At 58.6% G+C, this 26,696-nt stretch carries 26 protein-coding genes and 1 tRNA gene; 20 read left to right on the top strand and 7 right to left on the bottom strand.

The genetic code is table 11. The annotated features are described in order from the left end of the window. Positions 1-3: 3 nt before the first annotated feature. The 3 genes from L1A08_RS06910 to L1A08_RS06900 form a co-directional block, all read right to left on the bottom strand. Entirely contained in the window at positions 4-687 is a 684-nt protein-coding gene (locus tag L1A08_RS06910) for an NAD(P)H-hydrate epimerase (protein ID WP_238755584.1), read from the bottom strand. Next, positions 687-1,514, bottom strand: a complete 828-nt coding sequence (locus L1A08_RS06905; protein WP_238755583.1) for a purine-nucleoside phosphorylase — start codon at positions 1,512-1,514, stop codon at positions 687-689. Before L1A08_RS06905 ends, L1A08_RS06910 begins: the two co-directional genes overlap by 1 nt. 164 nt (positions 1,515-1,678) lie before the next feature. Further along, positions 1,679-2,020 (bottom strand): hypothetical protein, encoded by a 342-nt coding sequence (locus tag L1A08_RS06900; protein ID WP_238755582.1) that lies wholly within the window; start codon positions 2,018-2,020, stop codon positions 1,679-1,681. 376 nt (positions 2,021-2,396) lie between these two features. On the opposite strand from L1A08_RS06900, the gene L1A08_RS06895 reads away from it, so the two are divergent. The 12 genes from L1A08_RS06895 to L1A08_RS06840 all read left to right on the top strand — a co-directional run bounded on the left by L1A08_RS06895 (position 2,397) and on the right by L1A08_RS06840 (position 12,550). Further along, positions 2,397-2,768 carry a hypothetical protein gene (locus L1A08_RS06895; RefSeq protein ID WP_238755581.1) on the top strand — a complete coding sequence of 124 codons (372 nt, stop codon included), beginning with the start codon at positions 2,397-2,399 and terminating at the stop codon, positions 2,766-2,768. Positions 2,769-2,827: 59 nt separating this feature from the next. Beyond that, positions 2,828-3,280, top strand: coding sequence for a hypothetical protein (locus tag L1A08_RS06890; protein WP_238755580.1), 453 nt, complete (start codon positions 2,828-2,830; stop codon positions 3,278-3,280). Positions 3,281-3,329: 49 nt separating this feature from the next. Beyond that, complete coding sequence (locus L1A08_RS06885; RefSeq protein WP_238755579.1) at positions 3,330-4,085, top strand: DUF1573 domain-containing protein; 756 nt, start codon at positions 3,330-3,332, stop codon at positions 4,083-4,085. Between the two features lie 311 nt (positions 4,086-4,396). Continuing rightward, positions 4,397-6,409, top strand: a complete 2,013-nt coding sequence (gene ligA / locus L1A08_RS06880) for an NAD-dependent DNA ligase LigA (RefSeq protein ID WP_238755578.1) — start codon at positions 4,397-4,399, stop codon at positions 6,407-6,409. Positions 6,410-6,665: 256 nt separating this feature from the next. Beyond that, positions 6,666-7,229: a hypothetical protein gene (locus L1A08_RS06875; RefSeq protein ID WP_238755577.1), complete on the top strand. Its 564-nt coding sequence runs from the start codon at positions 6,666-6,668 to the stop codon at positions 7,227-7,229. Between the two features lie 230 nt (positions 7,230-7,459). Next, the gene (locus L1A08_RS06870; protein ID WP_238755576.1) at positions 7,460-8,257 is read left to right on the top strand and encodes an alpha/beta fold hydrolase; all 798 of its coding nucleotides are present in this window, start codon (positions 7,460-7,462) and stop codon (positions 8,255-8,257) included. Between the two features lie 130 nt (positions 8,258-8,387). Continuing rightward, a complete protein-coding gene (locus tag L1A08_RS06865) occupies positions 8,388-9,296 on the top strand; it encodes a TatD family hydrolase (RefSeq protein ID WP_238755575.1) in 909 nt (302 codons plus the stop codon). Between the two features lie 278 nt (positions 9,297-9,574). Beyond that, positions 9,575-10,396 carry a glutaminyl-peptide cyclotransferase gene (locus tag L1A08_RS06860; protein WP_238755574.1) on the top strand — a complete coding sequence of 274 codons (822 nt, stop codon included), beginning with the start codon at positions 9,575-9,577 and terminating at the stop codon, positions 10,394-10,396. Between the two features lie 21 nt (positions 10,397-10,417). Continuing rightward, positions 10,418-11,131, top strand: coding sequence for a MotA/TolQ/ExbB proton channel family protein (locus tag L1A08_RS06855; protein ID WP_238755573.1), 714 nt, complete (start codon positions 10,418-10,420; stop codon positions 11,129-11,131). After that, a complete protein-coding gene (locus L1A08_RS06850) occupies positions 11,128-11,559 on the top strand; it encodes an ExbD/TolR family protein (protein ID WP_238755572.1) in 432 nt (143 codons plus the stop codon). Before L1A08_RS06855 ends, L1A08_RS06850 begins: the two co-directional genes overlap by 4 nt. Before the next feature lie 145 nt (positions 11,560-11,704). Further along, the gene (locus tag L1A08_RS06845; protein WP_238755571.1) at positions 11,705-12,172 is read left to right on the top strand and encodes an ExbD/TolR family protein; all 468 of its coding nucleotides are present in this window, start codon (positions 11,705-11,707) and stop codon (positions 12,170-12,172) included. A gap of 108 nt (positions 12,173-12,280) precedes the next feature. Further along, positions 12,281-12,550, top strand: coding sequence for a DUF167 domain-containing protein (locus tag L1A08_RS06840; RefSeq protein ID WP_238755570.1), 270 nt, complete (start codon positions 12,281-12,283; stop codon positions 12,548-12,550). A gap of 122 nt (positions 12,551-12,672) precedes the next feature. On the opposite strand, the gene L1A08_RS06835 is transcribed toward L1A08_RS06840, so the two are convergent. Next, a complete protein-coding gene (locus tag L1A08_RS06835) occupies positions 12,673-14,451 on the bottom strand; it encodes a BBP7 family outer membrane beta-barrel protein (RefSeq protein ID WP_238755569.1) in 1,779 nt (592 codons plus the stop codon). A 225-nt stretch (positions 14,452-14,676) separates the two neighbouring features. Between L1A08_RS06835 and L1A08_RS06830 the strand changes: the two genes are divergently transcribed. The 3 genes from L1A08_RS06830 (at position 14,677) to L1A08_RS06820 (ending at position 18,988) form a co-directional block, all read left to right on the top strand. Continuing rightward, positions 14,677-15,813: a M20 family metallopeptidase gene (locus L1A08_RS06830; protein ID WP_238755568.1), complete on the top strand. Its 1,137-nt coding sequence runs from the start codon at positions 14,677-14,679 to the stop codon at positions 15,811-15,813. Between the two features lie 72 nt (positions 15,814-15,885). Then, positions 15,886-17,268: a sulfatase family protein gene (locus L1A08_RS06825; RefSeq protein ID WP_238755567.1), complete on the top strand. Its 1,383-nt coding sequence runs from the start codon at positions 15,886-15,888 to the stop codon at positions 17,266-17,268. Between the two features lie 85 nt (positions 17,269-17,353). Further along, entirely contained in the window at positions 17,354-18,988 is a 1,635-nt protein-coding gene (locus L1A08_RS06820; RefSeq protein WP_238755566.1) for a hypothetical protein, read from the top strand. A gap of 52 nt (positions 18,989-19,040) precedes the next feature. Here L1A08_RS06820 and L1A08_RS06815 read toward each other — a convergent pair whose 3' ends face one another. Continuing rightward, positions 19,041-20,552 carry a hypothetical protein gene (locus tag L1A08_RS06815; RefSeq protein ID WP_238755565.1) on the bottom strand — a complete coding sequence of 504 codons (1,512 nt, stop codon included), beginning with the start codon at positions 20,550-20,552 and terminating at the stop codon, positions 19,041-19,043. Positions 20,553-20,741: 189 nt separating this feature from the next. On the opposite strand from L1A08_RS06815, the gene L1A08_RS06810 reads away from it, so the two are divergent. The 4 genes from L1A08_RS06810 to asnS all read left to right on the top strand — a co-directional run bounded on the left by L1A08_RS06810 (position 20,742) and on the right by asnS (position 23,764). Beyond that, positions 20,742-20,815 (top strand) — tRNA-Asp (locus L1A08_RS06810). Positions 20,816-21,100: 285 nt separating this feature from the next. Then, positions 21,101-21,373 carry a hypothetical protein gene (locus L1A08_RS06805; protein ID WP_238755564.1) on the top strand — a complete coding sequence of 91 codons (273 nt, stop codon included), beginning with the start codon at positions 21,101-21,103 and terminating at the stop codon, positions 21,371-21,373. Positions 21,374-21,485: 112 nt separating this feature from the next. After that, positions 21,486-22,274 (top strand): TatD family hydrolase, encoded by a 789-nt coding sequence (locus tag L1A08_RS06800; RefSeq protein WP_238755563.1) that lies wholly within the window; start codon positions 21,486-21,488, stop codon positions 22,272-22,274. Positions 22,275-22,375: 101 nt separating this feature from the next. Next, positions 22,376-23,764 (top strand): asparagine--tRNA ligase, encoded by a 1,389-nt coding sequence (gene asnS, locus L1A08_RS06795; protein ID WP_238755648.1) that lies wholly within the window; start codon positions 22,376-22,378, stop codon positions 23,762-23,764. A gap of 62 nt (positions 23,765-23,826) precedes the next feature. Here the strand turns inward: asnS and L1A08_RS06790 are convergent, their stop codons facing one another. Together L1A08_RS06790 and L1A08_RS06785 are read right to left on the bottom strand one after the other, a co-directional pair. Next, positions 23,827-24,399: an isochorismatase family protein gene (locus L1A08_RS06790; protein ID WP_238755562.1), complete on the bottom strand. Its 573-nt coding sequence runs from the start codon at positions 24,397-24,399 to the stop codon at positions 23,827-23,829. Between the two features lie 90 nt (positions 24,400-24,489). Beyond that, the gene (locus tag L1A08_RS06785; protein ID WP_238755561.1) at positions 24,490-24,945 is read right to left on the bottom strand and encodes a hypothetical protein; all 456 of its coding nucleotides are present in this window, start codon (positions 24,943-24,945) and stop codon (positions 24,490-24,492) included. Between the two features lie 386 nt (positions 24,946-25,331). Here L1A08_RS06785 and L1A08_RS06780 point away from each other — a divergent pair, with 386 nt between their 5' ends. Continuing rightward, positions 25,332-26,642: an alpha/beta hydrolase gene (locus tag L1A08_RS06780; protein ID WP_238755560.1), complete on the top strand. Its 1,311-nt coding sequence runs from the start codon at positions 25,332-25,334 to the stop codon at positions 26,640-26,642. The last annotated feature ends 54 nt before the right edge of the window (positions 26,643-26,696 follow it).

Here is a 26,696-nt window from a genome sequence, read left to right as displayed (position 1 = left end):
GCCCTACGGAGTTTGATTGAGGACGTCGTCGACGATTCGGTCCGGGACGCCGATGGAGACGACGTCGATCGAACCGGCCTGGTGCGGGCCGCTCTGCCGCATGAGACCGGTTTTCAGCGTAACGAACGTGGCAGTGCGAGTGGCGTTGATGGCATGGCCGAGGACCTCGCCCGTATCGGCGTCGAGGCCGGAGGGAATGTCGACTGCAAAGATCGGCTTACCCGCATGATTGACCAGGTCGATCATGCGGGCGAACGGTTCACGAACTTCGCCGCGGATTCCGGTCCCGAGCAGGGCATCGACGATCCAGTCGGCCTGTCGCAACGACTGCGCAATCGATTCGGACTCGCAGGACGGGTCGACTACTCGGGTGGACAGACCGAACTTGTGGACAATCTCGCAGTTCGTGCGGGCATCCCCGGAAAGGTCTTGGAGCGGGACGAGCATCAGAATCTCGACCGAAACCCCGGCATTGTCGAGATGTCGGGCGATGACGAAGCCGTCGCCGGCGTTGTTCCCTTTGCCACAGACGATGACGACCTTCTTCGGCTCTTCCTGCAGCAGCAGTGCGGTCGAGCCGCGGCCAGCGTTCTCCATCAGGACCAGCCCCGGCACCGCATACTGTTCGATCGCAATGCGATCGACGGCTCGAGACTGCTCACTGGTGAGAACAACGGGCGTATTCATCAGCTGTCGATGCGTGAGATGACTTCGGGAATCAGTTTGGCGAGACGCTCGCCCCCCTTCGCTGCGACGGCCAGAATCTTTGAGAGTTCGACCGGTTCCAGAGCATCCGGCAGGCACATGTCGGTCACGACCGAGAAGCCGAGGACGCGCAGTCCGGCGTGAGCGGCGACGATCACTTCCGGCACGGTCGACATGCCGACACAATCGGCTCCGAAGGCTTTCAGCATCCGGTACTCGGCTCGGGTTTCGAGGTTCGGCCCCGGCACGGCGACAAAGACGCCGGTATGAGCGGGCACCTGCAGTTCGAGAGCGGCCGCTTTCGCTTTGGTGAGCAGCTCCTTGTCGTACGGAGCACACATATCCGGGAAGCGAGGACCGAGCTTGTCGTCGTTCACGCCTCGCAGCGGGTTCTCCGGCATCATGTTGATGTGATCCTCAATCATCATGATGTCGGCCAGCGAGTACTGTGGATTCATCCCGCCGGCGGCATTGGTCACGATCAGAATCTCACAACCGAGCTGCTTCATCACGCGGACCGGAAAGGTCACATCCTGCAGCGAATAGCCTTCGTAGTAATGGAAGCGACCTTCCATGGCGAGGATATTCTGCCCGGCCAGTTCGCCGCAGACGAGTTGGCCTTTGTGCGATTCGACGGTCGACTTCGGGAAGTGCGGAATGTCGCCGTACGGCAGCACGGCCCGTTGCTCGATCTGTTCGGAGAGACCGCCGAGACCGGTTCCGAGAATGAGCCCGATCCGCGGCTTCTCCGAGTCGGCGGCAGCAATGGTTTTGGCGGCTTCTTCGATTTTGGGCATCAAATGCAGCATCTGGGGTCTTCCTGAATTCTGAGTGTCGCGCAAAAAGAAGGGATGAGGCTGGCTCATCCCTTACGCTGCATCGTTATTGTGGCTGCTGAATGGCGATCCGTCGAGTCTCAGGTTGTGTCGAGTCCAGCGGGCTGCCGAGTCACCACTTCGTGTCGAAGCCGATCCTAGTAATCTTCTTCCTCTTCGAAGTCGTCGTCGAGGTCATCCTCTTCGTCGTCTTCAAAGTCATCGTCTTCGTCCTCGAAGTCATCATCGAAGTCTTCGTCGTCGTCGACATCGTCATCGTCGAAGTCGTCGTCGTCGAATTCATCATCGTCGAAATCGTCATCGTCTTCGAAGTCGTCGTCTTCGTCGTCGTCATCATCTCCATCGTCGTCGAAGTCGTCATCGAAGAATTCTTCATCGTCATCGATCGCCGAAATCGGGCCATCGAATAGCGAGAAATCGGCTTCATCCATCCAGGGATGCTCCGATGGTGAATTCCACTCGTGAACGACTTCCGACATGGTGACTATCCTCTGCAGCAGCAATTGAATCGGTATCCCTGAGCCCGCAATTCCGCACCTGGATGACTCGGGATCGCCCACACGATCCATCGCGGGGAAATTCCACACGGCAAATGAACCTGGCGAGCGAACAGCTCATCGGTTTTATGTTGGTACGGTCAATAACTGTCAAGCGTAATCACTCGATTTTCCAAATTTCTTCCAGGCCTCTGCAGAGTTTACAAAGACGACCCCGAAATCAATCACGATTCCCCCCAGAAAGATTGCTCTTCGCCATTCGAAATCGCGACTGTTACACTGAATCCCGTTCAGACCGCACGGCTGTGGAGCCGCCTCGCGGTCCCCTGTTTTTCTGATCGTAACCTTGAGCAGTCTCGTGTCGCGTCCCTTTGACAGCCCGATGCCGGAGTTCGGCGTTCTGTACGATGACACCCGTTTCTGGGTGATCCATCGCCGGGACTGCTACGGGCCGTTCGACTATCAGTGGAGCCCCGATCTTTACGGCGTGGAGCTGCTTTATCAGGGTGAGAAATTCGGGGAATGCTGTAGCATGCATCAGTTTTTTGCCGACCTGAAACCGTTCCGTTTACCGACCCGCGTCAGCGAAGTCGCGATCACGGTGTCGGGAGCGGTGGTGAAATGTCTGCTGCGATCGGTCAATCGAAATGAACGGATGGAGCAGGTCTCGCGGGTCCTTACAGAGACCGGGCTCGGACGGTACCAGCTTTCCATGCGGAGATCGGCCTGATGTCTTCCCTCCTGCCCGGCTTCCCCTCCTGAATCAATCCCTGTACGGAGTCCTCACGGATGAGTTCCCGTTCCTCCCTTCTCCGCGGACTTCCGATTCTGCTCCTTGCGGGCTGGCTCATCGGCCTCCCCGGTTGCACCAGCCTGGTCGATACCCTCTTTCCGGTCGACAGTTCCCGCTTCGCGGAAGAAGAACGTCGCCGCGAGGAGTATCTCGCCACGCACGAATCCGAACACATTCGCTGGCTGCTCAACAATCGAGTTCAGAACGGGATGAGTAAGGGAGATATCGACCGCATCGTCGGTGAAGACGGTGATCGGGTTTTCAACGACCAGGGCGTGTTGACTTCGGAATCGGTGTATCGCACCGACGACCTCGTCTACAGCTGGGGTCCCGACAGTAGCGGCACGGTCTATATGCTGGTCTTTCGCGACAATCGGTTAATCAACTACGAGAACTTCGGCGAACCGGGCCTTCCGACTGAAACCGCCGACCTGAGCAACGATATCTGATCTTCACACCTCCTCAATTCTCCGACTGCTTCAAGACCGAGGACATCACATGCGTTCCGCCGCCATCTGCCTGCTCGCACTGACACCATGCCTGGCCTCCGCCTGGTCGGCGGCTCGAGCTGTCGATTCGCGGTTCATTCCGGAAGCGGCCGTGGCTCCGCTGGCCATGCACATTCATATGGTGCATTTGCGCGAAGTCGATCTGCGGGAAGGGAAAGCCGTGGCCGAGTTCGGCTTCCACAACGCGGGCGAGCAATCGCTGACCATCACCGCCGTGAAGCCGAGTTGCGGCTGCGTCACGATTCGGATGCACGAGAACCGCGAGTTCAAACCTGATGAACATGGCAAATTCTACGTCGAAGTCGATACCGCCGGCGAGCAGGCCGGACTGCAGGAGTACACGGTCGATGTCGCTTACCGCACCGCCGGAAGTACAGCCGAGGAGCACAAACACGTCACCTTCCGCGTCGATGTGCCGGAGAAGAAAGTGACCGTGAAGCCTCGGGCACTGATCTTCTATCAGCTGAGCGCTCAGAAGACGACACAGACTGTGACAATCACCGATTTCCGATCTCTGGGAACACTGGAAGTGCTCGATGTCCGCTGTGAACTCGGTCAGCTGTCGATTGAGAACCGCCGCGTCGAACAGGACGTCCACGGCAACCCGCAGGTGAAGTTTGATGTCGCCATCACCGGCATCGCCCCGGCTGGCCGTCAGACGGATGTCATTATCGTCACCACCAACGACCCCGAGTTCCCGGAAATCAAGGTCCCTCTGCTCGTCAACGGCCCGATGGAGAAGTAACCGTTCTGGCTGCGGGGGAATACGCTTCTGCAGAAAACGGAGGGGCGCTGTCGGCTTACCCCGCCATTCGATCCCAGATTCAACGGCTGACAGTCATCGATAGCTGAAGCCCCGGCGGGTAGAAGAAGGCCGGTCCGGGCAATCGTTCTGCTTCGCGGCCGACCAGCCGTTTGCCGCCCTCCGCTTCCATGGTCTTCGTCGTCGGGAAACGACATACTTCGCAGAGCCGGCTTGCGAGGATGGTCTCCCTCTTCTGCATGCCTGGCGACCGCCCGACCAGACCATCTGTTTCCGACTGACGAGCTTTAGAGATGTCTCAAACGACCAAGGACCGTGTCCAGCATCTGCGTGAGGAGCTGAATCGACACAACCGGCTGTACTACGTCGAAGCCGCCCCGGAGATTACCGATCGTGAGTTCGATCGGATGATGCAGGAGCTGATCGAGCTCGAAACCGCTCATCCTGAACTGCAGTCGCCTGAGAGTCCCTCTCAGAAAGTCGGCGGGGCTCCCATCAGCGGCTTCACACAGGTCCAGCATCGCGTGCCGATGCTTTCGATCGACAACGTGTTCGAGCCGGAAGGGATTGTCGAGTTCGACCAGCGAGTTCGGCAGCTGCTAGGGCGGGACACTGTTGACTACACACTCGAATACAAAATCGACGGCGTGGCTCTCGCGGTCATCTATAAGAACGGCCACCTCACTCAGGCGGTCACGCGGGGCGATGGCCGAACCGGGGATGATGTTACACACAACGCCCGCACTATTCGCGGCATCCCGTTAACTCTGGATGGCAAGAAATTCCCCGAGCGGCTCGAAGTGCGTGGGGAAGCCTACATCGCCAACAGCGACTTCGCGGTACTGCGAGCCGAACAGGAACAGAGCGGCTCCACCGTTCACGCCAATCCCCGCAACAGCACGGCCGGCGCTCTGAAATTGCTCGATCCGGTGCAGTGTCTGCGTCGCAAGGTTCGTTTCGTCACGCACGGCATGGGAGAGATCATCGGCGTTCGTTACGAGACGCATATGGACTACCTGAAAGCCGTTCGCGGCTTCGGCCTGCCGACCACGCCGGGCATTCGCGTCTGTCGTGGTCTCGAAGAGGTTCAGCAGCAGGTTGAAGTCATGATGGACTCGCTGCACGAGCTCGATCTCGAAATTGACGGACTCGTGATCAAGGTCAACTACCTCGCCAGCCGCGACGAAATGGGTGTGACGAGCAAGAGCCCCCGCTGGGTCGTGGCCTACAAATGGGAACGGTACGAATCGTCCACTCAAGTAGAATCAATCGACGTGCAGGTCGGAAAAACGGGCACGCTGACACCGGTCGCGAATCTCACGCCGGTCGAAATCGCCGGGACGACCGTTTCGCGTTCCAGCCTGCACAACCGCGATGAAGTCGAGCGGCTCGGCATCGCCGTGGGCGACTGGGTCATCGTCGAGAAAGCCGGGAAGATCATTCCGCACGTGCTCCGGGTCGAACTGGAAAAGCGGACCGGTGATGAAACCCCCTTTGTCTTTCCGGAAGAATGCCCGGAATGCCAGACGCCAGTGGTGCAGGATGAAGGGGGCGTGTATGTTCGCTGTCCAAATCCAGACTGCCCTGCCCGTCTGCGGGAAACGCTGCGGTTCTTCGCGTCCCGGCAGGCGATGGATATCGATGGCCTCGGCATCAAGCTGATTGAACAGCTCATCGGAGCCGGCCTTGTGAGCAGCCTCGTTGATCTCTACGACCTGAGCGGCAAACGGGACGAACTGCTCAGTCTGGAACGTCTCGGCGAGAAATCGGTCGACAAGTTGCTCGAAGGTATTGAGACCTCGAAAGCACAACCGGTCTGGCGACTGCTTACCGGCTTGAACATCCGCCATGTCGGCACGAGCAACGCCCAGGTCCTCGTCGACCACTTTCATTCGATGGAGAAGATTCGCGAGGCTTCGCTGGAAGAACTGGCGAATGTCGAAGAGATCGGCCCGGTCATCGCGACTTCCGTCCACGAGTTCTTCCACTCCGATTACGGCCTCGCGCTCATCGAGAATCTGGCTCAACGCGGGTTGAAGATGGCCGAAGCGGAAACGTCTTCAGACTCCGGCAGCCAGCAGCTCGAAGGCAAGACGATCGTCGTGACAGGAAGCCTGCAAAGATACACCCGCGACGAGATCAAAGAGCTGATTCGCGAGCATGGCGGCAAGGCTTCCGGAAGCGTTTCGAGCCGAACCGATTACGTCGTCGCGGGCGAGAACGCCGGCAGCAAACTCGACAAAGCGCAACAGCTGAACATTCCGGTGCTCAGTGAAGACGAGTTCCACGAAATGCTGTTTGGGTGAGTTTCGGGAATTTGCGTCAACTCGGTATTGACGGTCGTAAAAACCGCATCACCATCGTTAGATGGAGGAGATGCAGAAAATGCGGAACAGGACACAGCACCCTCCCATTTTCTTCATCCACCCTTGAATAACTCAGTTCGCCATGTTAATACAGTGAACAAACTACAAGAGTCGCTCAGATCACGCGCCGAGTCCCTCGTGTATCTGAGACAACAAATCTGGGACACATTTGATTTCAGTGCAGGGAGAATCAAACATGCGTACTTTTCTGAGCGTCATGGCTGTTGCCATGCTGGTCGTTTCGGTGGCCGATACCGCCGAAGCTCGTCGTCGTGGTCGTAGCCGCTGCTACAGCAGCTACAACAGCTGCAGCAACAACTGCTACAGCAGCAACCGTTGTTACACCAGCAACAACTGCTACAGCAGCAATCGTTGCTACTCCAACAACTGCTACTCCAGCAACCGTTGCTACACCAACTCCTGCGGCAACAGCTGCTACAGCAACAGCTGCTACAAGAGCTCCTGCTGTGGTAACAGCTGCGGAACCAGCTCCTGCTGCAGCACCAAGAGCTACTGCTCTGACTGCGGGCAGAGCTCCTGCGCCTGCGAAACCAAGGGCTGCGATGCCTGCGGAACCGACGCCTGCACCTGTGACAAGGGTGGCAAAGACAAGGGTCACTACGGCGAAGACGCCCACAAGGGTGGCAAAGACGTGAAGAAGGACGACAACAAGAAGGCCAAGAAAGTCGTCGCCGGCGATGACAAGGCCGACAACGACAACAAGAAAAAGAAGAACAACAAGAAGGACGACAAGAAGTAAGACTCTGGATTTCACTCCAGAGCTGACTTCTGTCCGACGGGACGAGCGACACCACGCGGTCTTCCCGTGACAGTTCATGAGAAAGCGGAATGCCCTTCGGGTGTTCCGCTTTTTCTTTTTGTCCCGCTCACTTCTCCGTCTCTTTGTTCCCAAAGATTCCGGTTATAATCGGGGCTGAATCTCGCTGTCCGCCAATTCTTTGAGTCCCCTCTGGCCTTCGGAGTCGTCCGATGAACTACACCGTCGATCAATCCACATTCTCTGTCGAGGATCGTGGAGCCGGCGATCCGCTGCTCTTCGTTCACGGATTCCCACTTAACTCCAGTATGTGGCAGGCTCAACTCGAGTTCTTCGAATCGCGGTACCGCGTCATCGCTCCCGATCTTCGCGGGTTCGGCTCCTCGAAAGGAGCCGCCTCGCTGGTCACGATGCAGGACTACGCCGACGATCTCGCCGAGCTGCTCAAGGAAATGAAGATTCTCGAACCAGTCACCTTCTGTGGACTCTCGATGGGCGGCTACATCGCCTGGCAGTTCGCAGAACGGCATCCGCACCAGATGAAGCGTCTCATCCTCTGCGACACAAAAGCCACCGCAGATCCCGAAGCCGCCCGACTTCAGCGACTGGAACTGGCCGACCGGGTCGAACGGGAAGGCTCCGAGTTCTTCGTCGACACGATGCTCAAGAAGATTTTCGCGCCGGCGACCTTCGCCTCGCAGCCAGAGCTGGTTGACTCATTCCGCAAGCTGATCCTGAACACGGATCCTCAGGCGATCGCCGGAGCCTCACGCGGCATGGCCGAACGTCCCGACTTTACCGAACGGGTCGGCGGCATCACGGTACCGACTCTTCTGCTTTGTGGCTCGGATGACACCCTCACGCCGCCCGATCAGATGGAGCAGCTCGCAGGAATGATGTACAAAGCCGAGTTTCATCTCATCCCGGGAGCCGGCCACATGGCTCCGGTGGAGAACCCGCAGGCAGTGAACGAAGTGATCGCCCGCTTCCTCGCCGCCACCGATGTGTGAAGACAGAGACGCCGGGCAAGAGAGATGGACGCATCAGCCGATTGACATAGTTCTCCCTAAATCCGAAGATGGCAATAGCATTTGATGCACCGCTCCGAAGATCCCGCCGCACAAAACTGGAAGTCTTGCCATGAAAATTATCGATCCCCACATTCACGTCTCGTCCCGCACCACCGACGATTACGAAGCGATGGCCGCAGCCGGCATCGTCGCCGTCATCGAACCGGCCTTCTGGATGGGACAGCCCCGCACGAGCGTCGGCACCTTTCAGGACTACTACTCCAGTCTGGTCGGCTTTGAACGCTTCCGGGCTGCCCAGTTCGGAATTCGTCATTACTGCACGATCGGCTTGAACTCCAAAGAAGCCAACAACGTGCCCCTGGCCGAGCAGGTGATGGAGATTCTGCCACTCTATCTGGCCAAAGAAGGAGTCGTCGCCGTCGGTGAGATCGGTTTCGACGACATGACCGACGCCGAGGAACGCTTCCTTCGCGAACAGCTCGAACTCGCCAAAGAAGCCGAGCTGCCCGTGATGATCCACACACCGCACCGCAACAAAAAGCAGGGAACGCTGCGGAGCATGGACATCATCGAAGAGCACGGCATTCCCCCGCACATGGCCGTGATTGACCACAACAACGAAGAGACCGTGCAAAGCGTCCTGGATCGCGGCTTCTGGGCCGCCTTCACGATCTATCCCAAAACCAAGATGGGGAACGAGCGGATGGTCGAAGTCGTTCGCAAATTCGGCTCCGACCGAATTATCGTCGATTCGTCGGCCGACTGGGGCGTTTCCGACCCGCTGGCCGTGCCGAAAACCGCCAAACTGATGATCGATCGCGGCATTCCCGAGAACGATGTCCACCTTACCTGCTACGGCAACGCCCTCGCCGCCTACGGGCAGAGCGGACAGTTCAACGAGGAAGACTGGCTCAATCCCCCGCCGATCGACCAGCGAACCCTCTTCTCCGGCAACAGCGTCCTCCGCGGCCAGGAACCTCGGGTCGACACACCCGACGCGAAGGAGTTAATCTCCTGACCTGGAGGCGCTCGGCGTCAGGGGTCAGGTGTTACGATACAAGGGAAGACTGCAGCGATAGCCGAAGATGCATCCCGCTGGGGATGCCCTCCGTAGCGGCGGCATCCTGTCGAATGAACGTGGCTATCAACGAAAGTGTGAAGCCTGTCTTCATTTGCCGGAATCGTTCGGATCGCCAGCGTTCCCGACATTCATCGCCTCAGTCAAATTGAAAGCACAACCGGCGGCTGGAAACTGCCGCTACGAGTCCGGAGCAGTTCGTGTCGGCAGGGATGATCATGGAAAGCGAAGTCCAGGAACAGGCTCGCGCGCAGCAGAAACTGCGGCTGTGGTTCGCGCTTCCCGTGCTGATTCTGCTCGTGATCATCGGAGCGGGTCTCCCCTGGGCCGCCGCTCAGTTTCAGCAGCCCGAACGCTGGTCGCATCGGGTCGTTCAGAAATATCCGCACGATGCCGAAGCCTTCACGCAGGGGCTCGTCGTGCACAACGGCATGCTCATTGAAGGGACGGGCCACTTCGGCAAATCCCGCCTGCAGCAGATCGATCTGGAAACCGGCAACGTTATCAAATCGGTCGCGCTGCCGCAGCAGTACTTCGGGGAAGGCATCGCGATTGCCAATGGCGAGCTGTTTCAGCTGACCTGGAAGAACCGGGTCGCCTTCGTCTACAACCCCGACACACTCGAGTACCTGCGAACCGAACGCTATTCGGGCGAGGGCTGGGGGCTGACTTTTGACGGGCAGCATCTCATCATGAGCGACGGCTCGGCGGTCCTTCGTTTTTACGATCCCAAAACCTTCCGCGTCGTCCGCCGCGTCACCGTACACGATGGCCGCAAGACGATCGACAAACTCAACGAACTCGAATTCATTCAGGGCGAAGTCTGGGCCAACGTCTGGTACAGCGATGAAGTCGTGCGAATCGATCCTGCCGATGGCCGCGTGCTCGGCCTGGTCGATCTCAAGGGCCTCAAGCCTCCCAGCCTGCTGCTCGACCGCGACGCCGTCTACAATGGCATTGCCTGGAGCGGTGAAGATCGCCGACTGTTCGTCACCGGCAAAAACTGGCCGGTCCTGTATGAAATCGAATGCGTGAAATAACGCCACAGCAAGGACGTTGCTTTGACTCTCACAGATGGACTTCTTCTCGCTCAGCAGGCCGCAGAGCCGACCCTCGACTGGCAGCAACTCCTGCAGGCCGGCGGCTATGTCGGCTACATCATCGTCGGCCTCAGCGTCATCATGGTCACGCTGATTATGCAGAATCTGCTGATGCTCCGCCGCGGCAACCTGATGCCGCTCGAGATGGCCCGGCAGGCTCATGAGCTCATCACCGCCGGCCGGTTCCAGGAAGCCAACCAACTCTGCCGCGACAAGCCCTGCTTTCTCGGCGACATGATTCAGGCTGGACTCACCGAAGCCGAACTCGGTTACGCGCACATCGAGAAAGCTCTCGAAGACGCCAGTGCCGAACATTCCGCCCGGATGATGCGGAAGGTCGAATACCTCAACGTCATCGGCACTCTCGCTCCAATGCTCGGACTGCTCGGCACCGTCTGGGGGATGATCCAGGCCTTTCTGGAGTTCCAGTCGCAGGCCAGCCCATCTGTTTCGGAGTTCGCCCCGGGAATCTCGCACGCTCTTGTCACCACGCTGATGGGACTGAGCGTCGCCATTCCCGCGCTCGGCACGTTTGCTCTGCTGCGAAACCGGGTCGATGAGATGGTCTTTGAAACTTCGCTGATGGCCGAACAGGTCTTCTCCGGCTACCGTCGCGCCCGTCCGAAGCGAAAGGCTCCGGCTCCTGCCCCCGCTGCCCCGAAAGGCGACGCATGAAGCCGGCCACCGCTCCCCGCTCCCGTTCGCTGCGGTTCGCGATCACGCCGATGATCGACATCGTCTTTCTGCTGATTATCTTCTTTCTGGTCGCTACCCACTTCGTGAAGAGCGAAACACTGGAGCCGGTCGAACTGCCGGAAGCGAGTCAGGCTGAGGACCCGGAAGCCAGTTCGCCGCATCGTATGACGATCACGATTCTCGAAGACGGCTCCTACATCCTCAACGGCCGCAAGCTCGAATGGCTCGAACTCGAATCGATCCTCCTTCAGGTGGAAAAACCACGCGAGAAAGACGCCGAACTCGAAGTCCGCCTGCGGGGTGATGCCCGAGCCGAGTACCGATTCATCAAACCGATTCTCGAAGCGTGCGCGAAAGCCAACCTCACCAAAGTCGGTTTCACCGTCCTCCCGGGTGGAGGAGAGTAATTCGGGATGGCGCGGTCTGATTTCCAGCGGGATACAATCCCCGGATAGACCGGGTTACCCCTGCCAGTGACACATAAGCACTTCAGAGATCATTCTCTGGGCCATCCGAATCAACCAATCCCCCAATGAAGACAGACGAGTAACCATGCGTATCCGTTCCGTGATCGGTGTCGACCGGGATCTCAACGACAGTCAGACGATGACGCCGATGATCGACATCGTCTTCCTGCTGCTCGTCTTCTTCATTTGCGTAGCGACTGATCAGGTGGTTGAAATGTCGCTTCCGACGGAACTGGCGAGCGGCGACGTTTCCGCCCAGGAAACCCAGCCCCAGGATTCGTGGGTTACCGAGATTCGTCTGCACCTCTACCCCGGCCCCGGCGATTCCGGCACGGTTGTCGAAATGAACAGCCGCATCCTCACGTCGTTTCCGGAAGTGAAATCAACCCTGCAGGCCCTGGCCGATGTCTCCCGCGAAAGCCCGGTGCTGCTCAACGTCGAAGACGATGTCCCCCTCGGCGATCTGGTCCAGGTCTACGACGCCTGCCGTTCGGCCGAGTTCGAACTGATCAACTTCGTCATGGACCGCCCAGCCGCCAAGTACGGAATGTAAACCTGCAATTTGCAGGCCGTGCGTTGGGAGGCCGCGACTTAAGTGGCCTGCGGCAACGGGCCGTTATTAACAATCCCGAGAACTTTTTAGTCCAGTGAGCGCGTTCCCGTGGGTCGAGTCTCACTTAAAGTCGTCCCGTCGTCTTCGCGTGACCAGATTACCGGTTGGCTTGGGGCGTCACTGAAAATCAAAGTGCAGGCCCCGCCCGAGAAAGGCAAAGCGAACGCAGCCGTGATTGCCCTGCTGGCTCGATCTTTGAAGATCGACAAGAATCAGCTCTCTCTCGTGAGTGGCGAGACTTCCCCCGTCAAAGTCATCGAAGTGACTGACTGCAGCGACGAAGACCTGCGGGAACGCCTGACTGCGATCACCAGTTGAGACAGAAGCAGGCGGGCGGGCGTTTCTCTTCAGGCGCCTGGAAAGCAATCAGGCCAGACAGTCGGCACTGTCTGACCTGAGGATTCCGTTCGATTTGCGAAAGCCGGCTGTGGCAATCGGGATTACCAGTCGATCAGCACCCCGACCGAGAGACCGCTCAGGCTGATGGTGGTTTCTTCCTTGCGGACAACCACGCCGTTGCTGACATCGTAGTCGGGACCAACGCTGGCCGTGCCGTTGGCGGTCGCCGGCAGTCGGGTGGCGTTGATGTTGTAGTAGATGTTCTCATCCGGTCGCGTGATGTCGGTGAACCAGAGGAAATTGTAACCGGCCGTCAGCGTCACATGATCCCGCAGTCGCACGCGGGCATCGAGCACCATTTCGAAGCCGGCGGAGAAGTTTGTCGAGCTGGCTTCCGTGAAGTTGTCGTCGCCCACGAACAGCAGGTCGTCGACTGCGACTTCCGCTTCCCAGGTATTCACCCCGGCCATCACGTGAGTATCGAGATTGAAGGAGACTCGATCGTCGCCGATCTGCGACCTCAGACCAATCTGCGGTCCCATCACGCGGTTTTCAGTAACAGAGTTGATAACCGAAAGAAGATCATCGCTGGTCGATGTATTCGTGTCCTGCAGTTCGTTGTCGTAAACATAGAACGGACGCAGCGGATCAGGCGCTTCCTGCGTGAACGAACCGACTTGGCGGAACTGTTCCCGGAAATCGAAGTACCGGAAACCGAGCGAGCCGGCGAGCTTGAAACGGTCTGGACGCTCATTGAGAGTCCAGTAGATGTTCGGATCGAACCCCCAGGCTTCCGACTGATAGGTCGCCCGATAGGTATCGTTAAAGATAACGTAGTAGTTGTTGCTGTCGGTGATCAGGTTGCCAGCCGTATCGAAGATATCCGGAGCCATCTGACCGTTGACCAGGAACGGAATCACAGCCGGGTCGGCCGCCGCGCCACTCACTGCCCCGCCCGGGGTTCCGAGCAGTCCGTCGGGAATCGGAACGAATTCCAGTCCCGTATCGGATCGTCCCATCGTGAAGAAATCGAACTCGATCGCACCAAACGTGGTGTCCAGCCCGATCACTCCACGGAAGCCGTTGTTGTTGTCCAGCTGAAAGGATCGCGTATTGGCCAGGCGGCCCACAGTCAGAACAGCGACCTGAGCGGGATCCCCCGCCGTCCCTGTTGACGGAACGAGGACATTTCCTCCACCGACTCCGGGATTCTCGTCACCGCGGAGAAACGAAAGCTTCTGCGTATTCGTGACGCGGGGAAAGATATCCAGATCGTTGTCGTCGTCGTTGATGCCGTCACCATCGGCGTCGATGATATCGTACTCGAACAGATCGCCATCCAGATCCACCAGTTCGCTCGGGTCGCTTTCCCAGATCTGGATCAGGACCAACCCGTCCGGATTGGAACGCAGCAGCGGATTGCGGACCGGATAGAACTGATCCAATCCTGTGACCTGGTTGGCCCGGGCCATATCGATGAAGGCCGGCTTCTCGAAACCAACGTTCTCGTTGAGTCTCTTGCCGGGGGCTCCGATGATACTCTGGCTCGGGTCGGAAACGGACCACAGCAGGTAGTCGAATCGGGTGTAAGTCTGGCTGCCGACCTGCTTCAGAAAGCGATCGAGCGGCGAATCGGAATACTGATCCCAGTCGCGACCACTGGGCAGATATTCGTAGTACTGCCGAGACTGGGGCAGCTGCACCTGCTGGATCCCGGCTCCGGGCATCATTCCTGGCGGGTATTCACCGATCGCATGAACGACATCCGGCTGCTGAGCGTAAGCGGCGACCGGGAAACTGGCCCCGACCGACGAGCACAACAGCAGGCACAGTCGCCCTGCGACGGGTTTTAACCAGCTGCAGTCAATAATGTCATTCATGTGTCAGACGCCACACTGGAGTGAGTTCGATTGCTTTGTCATAATCTGGACCGCTGCCTGGAACCACGCCGAAGCGCGCACTGGGGAGAGTCCGGTCCTATCGTTGGTATCGGTTGTATCGGTCGATCGACTTGCGCGAATTCAGCATCCAGCTGTAAAAACGCAACGATTATTCGGCCTGTGCTGAATGTAGCGTTGCAAAACCGGAAAGATGGAGAACCTGGGATGACACTGCAGCGGGCGTTAGATTACCAGCGAACGCTGGTGAATATGCCATCGGTCAGTTGCGACTCCAATCGCCCGATCAGCGAATCGATCGAGACCACCTTGCAGACACTGGGGTTCCAGACTGAGACCGTTGTCTACACCGATGAGCAGCAGTTGGAGAAGGTGAGCGTCATCGCCACACGCGGCTCCGGGACGGGCGGCCTCCTCTATAGTGCCCATTCCGATGTCGTCCCGGCCGACGCCTGGAGCTTTCCGGAAGCCGGCCCTTTTGAATGCTTCCAGACCAGCGAACGGGTGTACGGTCGCGGCAGCTGCGACATGAAAGGGTCACTCGCCTGTTTTCTTGCCGCTGTTGAATCCGTCGCCGACCGCGAACTGCGGGCCCCGCTTTCGATCATCTGCACGTCCGATGAAGAACTCGGCTTCTACGGAGCCGGTCATGTCGTGAAGCAGTCTCACCTCTACCGACAGTTTGTCGATCAGCAGCCCGTCACGATTATTGGCGAGCCGACGCTGCTCGAAGTCGTCCACGCTCATAAAGGTGTCTATGTCTTCAAGGCGATTGCCTGGGGACGAGCCGGGCATTCGAGTACGTCGCACGGCATCAACGCGAATCTGGCCATGATTCCGTTCCTGCAGGAGATGCTGAGCCTGTATCACGAGACGGCTGAAAATCCCCTCTGGCAGGACACGACCTTCGATCCGCCCGGAATCAGCTGGAACATCGGCATCAACGACTTCACGTACGCCTCAAACATTACGCCAGAACGGAGCGAGTGCACCGTCTGCTTCCGCCCGATGCCCAACCAGCCAGCCGATGATCTGATGGAACGGGCCCGCAAAGCTGCGGAGAAACACGGCCTCGACTTCATCGTCGAAACCGCTGCCCCGCCGTTCCATTCCCCGTCCGACGCCGATTATGTCCGCGATCTGCTCGAACTCGCAGGTCAACAGGCGTCCAGAACTGTCAGCTACGCCAGCGACGCAGCGATGTTCGGCGACCTAAAGAAGAAAGTCATCTGCGGCCCCGGCGACATCGTCCAGGCCCACACTGAAGACGAATGGATCTCCCTCGACCAGCTGGAACAGGGAACCAGTCTGTACCGAAGAATGATCGAACGCTTCTGTCTGTAACGATCTGCACGTTCGCTCAAAGAGCGATTATCCGTGCCGAAGCGATCTCAACGCGGAAAGAGGAGAAACACGATGGTGCGCCGCCTTCTTGCCTGTTGCCTGCTCGCGATTGCATGTTGTTCGCATGCTGTTGCTGCTGAGGATCGCCTGCCCGATATTGTCGTCTATCTTGTCGACGACCTGTCCGCCCTGGATTTGCCCGTCTACGGCGGAACGAACATCGAAACGCCCGCCATCGATGCACTGGCCGCCGAAGGAATGACGTTTGATCGCGCGTTCGTGGCCAGCCCCGCCTGTGCTCCCAGCCGGGCGGCTCTGTTAACAGGGCTGATGCCGGCTCGGAATGGGGCGGAAGAAAATCATACCTATCCGCGCGAGGGAACGGTTCGCCTGCCCCGCATTCTGAACCAGCTCGGTTATCAGACCGCGGCTTTCGGCAAGGTGGCCCATTCAAAAAGTGCGAAGAACTACGGCTTCGACACCATCGACCTGCACAAAGAAATTCCCGAGTTGCGGAACACCGTGAAAGCGTTCCTCGAAAATCGCGACGACCCGCGACCGCTCGCATTGTTCGTTGGAGTCTCTGATCCGCACGTGCCCTGGCCGAGCGAATCGACCGTCGACCCGGAATCAATGAGCCTGCCTCCAAAGTTGCTGGACACCCCGCAAACTCGGGTCCAGCGGTCTCGGTATCTGCAGGAGGTCAAAGATCTGGATGCCTGGCTGGGCGAACTCCGAGAACTGACCGACAAGCACCTGGCGACTGATACGTTGTTCCTCTTCTCCAGCGACCATGGAGCCCAGTTCCCCTTCGGCAAATGGACGCTGTACGACGAAGGCATCCGCGTGCCGTTGATCGTCGCTCGCTCCGGGAAGATTCCCGAGGGAGCCCGAACCGATGCGATGGTCAGCTGGGTCGACATACTGCCCACGCTGATTGACATTGCCGACGGCTCCGTGCCCGACAATCTCGACGGACGCTCTTTCGCCCCCGTGCTTCGGGGAGAGACTGATTCGCATCGGCAGCGGATCTTCACCACGCACAGCGGCGACCGCCAGATGAACGTCTACCTGAGTCGCTCTGTTCGCACCGATCGATACAAGCTGATCTGGAATCCGCATCCGGACTTCGCGTTCACGACGCATATCGATCTACTGCTGCGTGAAACCTCGGGAGACTATTTCAAGCAATGGACCGAACGAGCGAAGACGGACAAGCGGGCCGCAAAGATCGTCGCCAGTCATCACGGCCGCCCCGAGTTCGAACTGTTCGACCTGCAAAAAGACCCCCTCGAACAGAACAACCTCGCTGGCAGCGAGCGTGTCCGGGATGTTCAACAGGATCTTCTCGCCGAGCTGAAAGCCTGGATTGAACGACAGGGTGATAAGTTGACCGTGTTTCATGAACCGCTCATGCTGAATGAGCCGGAGACGTGGAAGCCTCGCGGGAGGTAGTCGAGACCGATTCGAACTGAATCCTTCAGAGCGCTCTCAACGAATCATCTCGAAGAACAGAACCGCTTCGTCGGCCGAAGTCACAATGGGAACACGTACTCTCATCCAGGTCACTCCGATGCAACGCCTCGCACTCCCGATCCTCTCTGTTCTGGTGTTGGGGTTCACGCCCCCGTTAATGGCCTACGAACCAGCCGAGCCGGCCTCCGACACCACGTTGGTCTCTCAAGAAGTCGACGGCATTCTGGTTATCGAGGCGGAGCACTTTGCCTCTCAGGAAAAGACTGACGTTCGCAGCTGGCATCTCTTCGACAACGACCATCAGCCCCAGGTGACCCCGGATCCGGATGAGCCGCACCTGATGGGAGTCAGCGGTTCGGGCTATCTGGAAGCACTTCCCGACACCCGAACGACTCACGACGACAAGCTCATCAAAGGCGAGAACTTCTTCCCCGAACCGGGCCAGGCGGGCGTCCTCACGTATCGCGTCAAAGTAACAAATCCCGGACGCTACTACGTCTGGGTCAGGCATTTCTCAACAGGTACGGAAGACAACGGACTGCACATCGGTCTGGACAGCCAGTGGCCCGAATCGGGACAGCGATGGCAGACAACGAAAAAGCGAGCGTGGGCCTGGGAGAGCCGGCAGCGCACTGACAAGGTTCATACCGGAGTTCGATTCCAGCTCTATCTTGATATCGAAACCGCAGGCGAACACACCATCCACGTTTCAATGCGTGAAGATGGTTTCGAGTTCGATAAGCTTGTGCTCGCGCGAGATCGAGACTATCAGCCCGAGGGACCTGGTCCGAAGCCAACCGTCAGAACTGAATCCGCGCCCGGTTCGACGAGAAAACGTTCTCCTGAAGGAACCGAGAAAGCCCCTATAAAGCCGCCCCGGAAAGCTGTCGAATCAAAAACCTCCGCGGTCGTCCGACCACCTACCGGGCGGCTGGCCATTGTCGCCGACGGAAACTCACCTGACCCTGATGACATCGGTGCGATCGCGGTTATCTTTGGCCTGCTGGACGCCACAGGACTTAACGAACGGCTCGTGCATCTTTCCCACTCCTGCGACCTGAAACCGGTCGCTCGCATTTCCGTTTCAGATGAATTGCGGCGGCAAAAAGTCCTGGATCAACTCTGTAAAGAGGGTGTCGACCAGTTCGGTCCATTCAATCATCTGGCTGGCAGCTTCAATTGCCGCACAGAACAACAGGCCGCCGTGGAGGACCTGCGCGATGCAATCAACGAGTCCTCGGAGAACGATCCTCTGTGGATCATCGAAGCCGGGGAACCGGACGTGATCGGTTTCGCCCTCGCCGCGTCAGCAGTCGGCAAACGGAAGCACGTTCATATCGTCTCCCATCATCCCGCCAACGACAACGCAGGCGACTTTTTTACGTGGCGGGAGATCCTCGATTTCGGAGTGACCGAACACCAGATCGGCGACCAGAACGCAGGCCTGAAAACGGCCATTGAACCTTGGGACTGGGCTCGAGAACATCCCGACCGAGGCGTGCGATGGATCTGGAATCAGCTCGCATACGCTGAGCAGGATGATGTCGTGACGTTTCAATCGGGCCACTTCGATTGTTCCGACGCCGGCATGGTTTACTGGTGGATCACCGGCGCCAGCCATGGCGGAATCAAAGACGCCACGCCGACCGAAATTGCCATCATGCTGCAATCGGCAGGGACGACCAACAACCGAAGATGACCCCCGACGCCGGAAGAGTCCGCTACGTGCGGATATGGTCTGCCGCACACAACTACTCCAGCTCAACATGCACTGAGACGGCGCCGGCGTTGTTGGACCAGCTGCTGGGGCGATCGTTGACGCGGAGGAACAGTTCGCCTCCGGTTTCGGATGTGATCGTCCCCTCCCGGCCGATCGGAATCACGTTCAGGAAACCGTAGTCCTGCTTCTCCCCGGCGACACGTTCATTGAACACAACCGCCTGCAGTTGTCCGACGGGGTGTCCATCGACATATTCCGCCGAGACTCCCTGCGGCTCGGAGATCCACGGCTTGGGGGCATCGTTAATCTGGAACTGGCCTGCTGCCGAGATGCGGCACGTCTGGCCCGCTTTCAACACGACGCCGGCCGGCTGCCAGTTGCGGTCGGCCTGAACCGTCATCTCGACATTCCCCGCCAGCGGCCTGGCAGGGGAATCGTCCCATTGAATCAACATGCGGTCCGGTTCGAAGTCGGGTTCCAGTGTCGTGGCGAACACGGCCCAGTCGGCTCGCAAGCGGGGAGAATCGAGCGACAGATTCTGTTCCAGCTGCTGACGGAATTGCGGCGGGTTCACGCTTGCGAGCAAATTCTCAAAGCCGACGCTGGTCAGCTGGTCATCGGCCAGAAAACGACAGATCGCCCACGCCCACGCATACGATTCCTGATGCGGGTAAAACTCGTTGGACGACATGGTGATCACATCTTCCAGCGTGCGAAAGCGACCGGCTTCAATCTCCCGGTGAATGTTGGCAATGCGTCCGAAACCGCCCTCGACCTGATCGGAGCCGGGCACGATTCCGAACTCCAGCGAACCTTCGGGCGTGATGCGATGCACGGCGTAGAGCTCGGCCATTCCTTCATGGAACCAGACCGGATACCCGTAGCCGTAGATGTCGAGCAGGCAGTGAATCGACTCGTGAAAGAAGAGGTGCCGGCGGTAGTAATCGGTCGCCTGTTCCCGCATCCAGAAAGTCTGATCCCGATAGACGCCGTGCAGCATCTCCCGCAGTTCGAGCGGAGCCAGATCGGCCTGCACGAACAGTTTGAGGTCTTCCATAATGAACGAACGAACCGGCAGCCGGGCCTGAATGGGCAACGAAGGGGCGTACTTCTCCAGCCGCTCGATCATCGTCTCCAGCAGTTCACTCGTCAGCTCCGGCAGGCTCCGTAGTTCTTCCTCATTCTCGAAGGTAACCGCATCGGTTCGCAGAATGACATGCGGCGAGCGGAAGGTTCGAATCCCCAGGTTGAGAAGCTCAGCGTCATCGAGCTCCGGACGGGACACAGCAGGCGGTTCCATTGGCGGCTGCATTCGAGCCTTCGGCTGTTCGTCCCGCATCGGCTCTTCCGGGGACGGGAGGGAATCGGACGCGGAGCTGTGGTCCTGTTCGGGCGTGATCGAGACTTCGACGTCGGCCGGATCGGGTTCCGGAGCCGGGGAATCTCCACAGCCGGCAACCAGGAACGCCAGAAGAGTGACGACCAGAAATTGCGTCTGAGAAGGCGAACTTCCGGGGGAGAAACGGTGTCGAAAAGAAGACATGCCACTGATCTCCCGAAACGGAGTTCCGCTTCGCAAGCGATTGCGGTTGAGGGAATTGCGACGACGAGAGATAGGTCGCAGGATGCGATTACTGTGTCGGATTGAGGAAAATCAATCAAGTCGATTCGAAATTTGGCCGACTTAATTGACTACCTACGACGATCAGCTAAGATGCGTTCGTTGCCACTTGGCCCTGTAGCTCAATTGGTTAGAGTACCGGACTGTCGATCCGGTGGTTGCGGGTTCGAGTCCCGTCGGGGTCGCTAGGTCACCTGGTGACTTTTTTCAAAAAGCCTCTGGATTTTTCCAGAGGCTTTTTCTGTGCGCGGTGCGGTCATTGCAGGTGACTGCCACTGCCTCGATCACTCCGGGGACTCCTGCTCCTCGTCCGTCATGTTCGCGACATTCTCCGGGTACGCACCGCGTTCCGACCGTGGTAAGATAAAGGTGCCTGTGGACGCGGTCTCACCGTGGGATCAGCACCAGCAGGCGGAGGTATCCAGTCCGCTTTGATTCCTACTGGCACGCCCTGGTCGAGAGTGGCAGCGATGACAACGGCCCATGCAGCTCACGAACCGGAACATCGCAGTTGGGCGGACGACCTTCCGCTTCGCTTCTTTTATGGCGTGCTGACGCTGGCGATTTACGTGTTGTCCGAGCCGGTCGCACGGGCGGTGGTGAGTCAGAGCCGGTGGACTTTTCCGGCTGCGTTCTATCAGCTGTTCTATTACCCGGTGATCAAGATCTCGGAGAACTGGCTGTTCCTTCGCATCCTGCGAAGCATTCTCCGCGACTGGTGGAGAGAATTACTGTTCGGGTGAGTCCCGCCGAATCGCGAGCCATTGCGACCCCCGGAGCCGTTGACTACGCTTCCGTTCGAACGTTCAACCATCCTCGCCCGACCGCCAGCTTTCTCTTCCTCGGCCATCCGCCATGCAAGCTCCTCCGCCACTTATCGACAGTCACGCCCATTTCGACGAGCCGTCCCTCGCTGGCGAACTCGAGCAGCTTCTCGGCAACTGCCGCGAGAATGGCGTTATCGGCGTACTCACGATCGGCACCACGGTTGAAAGCAGCAGGGCGTCCATTGAACTGGCCCGGAAGCACACGGAGATCTATGCCGCGGTCGGAATTCATCCGAATTACGTCAGTCAGGTCGGGCCGTCGGACTGGGACCAGATTACGAAGCTGGCCGAAGACGATCTTGTGAAAGCGGTCGGAGAAACCGGTCTCGACCGATACTGGAAAGAAACGCCGATCGAAGACCAGATCGACTATTTCCGCCGGCATCTCGAACTGAGCCGGGCGCTTGGCAAGCCGTTCATTGTTCATTGTCGCGACGCCGAAGAAGACGTGCTGGTCGTCCTCGAAGAAGACGCGAAGCAGGGGCCGCTCAACGGAGTGATGCACTCCTTCTGCGGTTCCGCCGAGACGGCTCGCCGCTGCCTCGACTGGGGCATGATGATTTCGTTCTCCGGGATGCTGACCTTCAAGCGGAACATCGAACTGCGGGAACTGGCGGCCACCGTGCCTCACGATCGGCTGCTCGTCGAAACGGATGCTCCCTATCTGGCTCCGATGCCGTATCGCGGCAAGCGAAACCAGCCGGCTTACGTGAAGCACACCGCGGAAGTACTCGCAGAAACTCTGGGCGTCAGCTATAACGACGTGTGTGAACTGACCACGAACAACGCCCGCCGGTTTTTGAAGATCGAAGGGTAACGGCTGCGTGTGAACCACCTGCATCTGAGGTTTCGCACGAGAAGCCGGGGGAGTTCCACGGAAGTTGACCCGCACGGCGGAAAACGAAGACACGGAGGAAGATTGTGGCCCGCATTAAAGACGTTCGCGATGTCCTCGAACCGGGACAGACTCTCACGCTGCACGGCTGGGTCCGCACCCGCCGCGATTCCAAGCAGGGGTTGTCCTTCATTGAACTCAACGATGGCAGCTGCCTGGGCAACCTGCAGATCATCGTCGAAGGGACCACCGAAGGCTTCGAAGACCAGCAGAAGCACATCACGACCGGGGCTTCGCTCGAAGTGACCGGCGAGCTCAAGGAATCGCCCGGCAAGGGACAGCGGGTCGAACTGCACGCGACGAAGATCGTCGTCCTCGGCTCGGCCGATCCGGAAACGTATCCGCTGCAGAAGAAGCGGCACACATTCGAGTATCTCCGTGAGATCGCCCATCTTCGTCCGCGATCGAACACGTTCGGGGCGATTGCCCGCGTCCGCAATGCGGCCTCGGCTGCGATTCACAACTTCTTCCAGAGTCGGCATTTTCTGTACGTGCACACGCCGATCATCACGACCAGCGACTGTGAAGGCGCCGGTCAGATGTTCCGGGTGACGACACTCGACCTCGCCCGCATCGCACAGATTCAAACTGAGATCGATTACGCTCAGGACTTCTTCGGCAAGGCGGCGTCTCTCACGGTGAGCGGCCAGCTCGAAGCCGAGATCTATGCGACGTCCACCGGCCCCTGCTACACATTCGGGCCGACTTTCCGAGCCGAGAACTCGAACACGACGCGGCACCTTGCTGAGTTCTGGATGGTCGAGCCGGAGATTCCCTTCTTCGATCTGCAGGCCAACATGGAACTGGCCGAGGAGTTCATCAAGTACGTGATCTCTCACGTGCTCGAAACCTGTGCCGAGGACATGGACTTCTTCAATCAGCGAATCGAAAAGACCGTTCTCGAAACGCTGAAGAACATCGTCGATCACGACTTCGAACGAATTCCTTACACCACCGCCGTGGAGATCCTCGAAAAGGCCGACCGCAAATGGGAGTTCCCGGTTCAGTGGGGACACGATCTGCAGTCGGAGCATGAACGCTATCTGACCGAAGAGCACTTCAAGAAGCCGATCATCCTGTTCGATTACCCGCGGACAATCAAACCGTTCTACATGCGGTGCAACGAGGATGGCAAAACCGTCCGGGCGATGGATGTGCTGGTGCCGCGAATCGGCGAGATCATCGGCGGCAGCCAGCGGGAAGAACGACTCGATGTCCTCGAAGCCCGCATGAAGGAATGCCACCTGGATCCCGAAGACTACTGGTGGTATCTCGACCTCCGCCGCTTCGGCACAGTGCCCCACGCCGGTTTCGGTCTCGGCTTCGAACGCCTGATTCAACTGCTGACCGGCATGCAGAACATCCGCGACTGCATCCCGTTCCCGAGAACGCCGAAGAACGCGGAGTTTTAAGCGGGCCGCAGGATGAGCTGACACAACCAGCCATCCACCGATTCCTGAACAACTCCCGCAGCCTACTCCCGGCCCGTAATCATGCGGCTGACCGTTTTGAAGCGGGGGTGTTCGGCGGTTTCGCAGCACTCGAACAAAAGCGTTTCCACGGTAGTCAGAGTCACTCCCATGGACTGCATCCGCTGCAGAGCCGTCTGACGATCGATGGCGTTTCGGCTCGTGACCGCATCGACCGGAATGAGGATTTCATAGCCGAGCGACTGCAGATCAAAGACCGTCTGCAGAATGCAGACATGCGCTTCGATGCCGAGGACGATGACCCGAAAGCGATCGTCGTCCCGCTCGCCGGCACAAGGAAGATCGAGAGTTTCGACACTGCTGAACCGTTTCTTGGCTGCGGCGTGGGGAATCAGTTCGGCAATCGAGGGCTCTGTCGAGCCGAGTCCCTGCGGATATTGTTCCGTGGCCAGAACTGGAATCTCCAGTTCCCGGGCCCCCCGCAATAACAGGCGACAGCGGGCCAGCAGGTCCTCCCGATCGGACATTCCGGCCAGCAGTTTCTCCTGAAGATCGACGGCGATCACCAGGCATTCGGAAGCACGGGCCAGCTGGGGCGAACGGAGATACTCGGGCATAATCAGAGGCCGCAAAAAGAAGATGATCGGGCGAACAAAATGCTCGTCCGATCATAATGCGACTGGCAGAAGTGTACCAGTTCTGCAGGATCAGGTTCGGTGCAGCGACGCTGTGGAGCGTGGCCGCTTGGTCTCATTGGCATCCCAGGTAATCTGATCTTCTTCCGACGTCCACGGCAGCGGGCGGTCGTGAGGAATCTCCTCGGCTGGCCCGGAATGCAGATGGTAGATCTCGCCGCCACGATCCGAGAAGAACCGCTGGAACCACAGCATCCCTTTGACATGGTCGTTCGGGGACAGCAGCAGAATCTCCACTTTCTTGTCGAAGCAGTCCAGCAGCATTCCGAAGAACCCGCTCGGAACATATTTCACGTGTTGCATCGCGAAGGACAGCGACTTCCGCTGATCTCCTTCCACCAGCTGGCAGACGGTTTCCCGGAGGAGAGCCAGATCGGCTCCGTCCCAGATCTCAATCGGCCCCATATCCAGAATGATGGTGCTGCCGTGCTCGTGAAGACTGATCCGTTGACGTTTCTTGCGTGGCATGTCTCTCCCAGTGCATCAGCGTGGTCATAACAGGTGTCTGTCGAGATGCAGGGGAAACGCAACGGACGGGCCAACGTGTTCAGGTTCGGTGTAAACATTTGAAATTGATCGCCCTAAACGCCTTGAAATCCGTGAGTTGCGTCCTGTCAGATTTCCTCCTCGACCCCAGTCGACCTGTTCGCGGTCTGTTGCATTGGGGAAACATCAGTCCACAAAATGTTTCCCGTTCGCACCATTTTTCGAGCGTGATGCCACCCCTGAGGTGCGACGGAAACGCAGGGGAATCGGCCGTGCCGAAACACCACGGCGTGACACTTCTCCCGTGCTGTGGTAATGTCCGATGGATATGCTCGAATGAACACTGTCTGGTTTTTGAAGGAGAAACGATGACGCTGGTCGATTCTTTGCATCGGGTTGTACTGGCCTCTTTGATCGCAACCCTGGGCGGAACCGCGATCGCCGACGAGCCACATGAGCCACTGCTGTCAGACAGCCTGGAAACCGGAGACACAGTTCCCGTGGGCTGGGAGCAGGGAGCGAACCTGAACGGTGTGGAGTACATCTACGACCGGAACGCTGCGTCCGATGGCAATCGTAGCCTGAGCATTCGCAAGACGGCTCAACGCTACTTCCCGATCGCCGCCTGGTGGCGACGTCTCGATCACACCGGCGACGCCCCGGCCGTGCAGCTTTCCGCGCAGGTGAAAGCGGAGAACGTCACCAAGGTCGTCCTCGATTTCACCTTTCGCGGTGCCGGAAAGAACGATCTGGGCCATGCATGGGTGACCTATCTCATTCCCGACTCGCCTGAAGAACCGATCACACACGACTGGAAACTCTACGAAGGCACGGTCGCGATCCCGAAAGACGCCGCCGAGATTATTGTCGGGCTGCAGATGTACGGCCCGGGGCAGGTCTGGTTCGATGAAGTCGAAGTCCGTTATGCCGATGAAGTTCCGTCCAAGTCGCCGACGGACTCGGCTGGCACCGACAAATCGATGAAAGATCAAGGCAGTTCCGACGAGCAACCGGTCGAGTTCGAAGTGGCCACCGACTCCGGGGAACCATCCCGGTATCTGCTCATTCCGACCGACGAGGGAACCGAGAAGCCCGAGGATGGACACCCACTGGTCATTGTGATGCCGGGCGGCGATGGTTCGGCGGACTTTCACCCCTTTGTTCGTTTCATCAGCGATACCGTTCTCCACGGCAAGTTCATCGTCGCGCAGCCGCTTGCTCCGTCGTGGATCGTCTGGCCGACCAGAGCCTCCATCGACCGGATGATGACGACGGAGGACACTTTGAAAGCCGTAATCGAAGACATCGCCTCGCGGCATGACATCGACAAATCCCGTGTCTACGCCGTCTGCTGGTCATCAAGCGGACCAGCCGTGTATGCCTCGCTGCTGCAGAAGGACTCCCCGCTGGCGGGAGCACTGATCGCCATGTCGGTCTTTAAGCCGGATCAGCTACCGCCACTCGAAAACGCTGCTGGCCGAAAGGTCTACCTGCTGCATTCCACCAGCGACCGTGTGTGTCCGTTCTGGATGGCCGAGAAAGCTCGCGACCAGTTGCAGAACGCCGGCGTCGGCGTTCGTCTTGAAACCTACGACGGCGGCCACGGCTGGCAAAGCGGCAGCGTCAGCCACATAGGCAAAGCTCTTGAATGGCTCGACGGGAAAGCCCCCGCCCCGTAGTGGTCGGCCCTGACTGACGCAAAGACCTTCAGCGATATCCGTCGCACGTCAGGG

It is taken from the genome of Rubinisphaera margarita (assembly GCF_022267515.1).
Classification (GTDB): Bacteria; Planctomycetota; Planctomycetia; order Planctomycetales; family Planctomycetaceae; genus Rubinisphaera; species Rubinisphaera margarita.
This window is presented reverse-complemented; position numbering and strand designations above follow the sequence as displayed.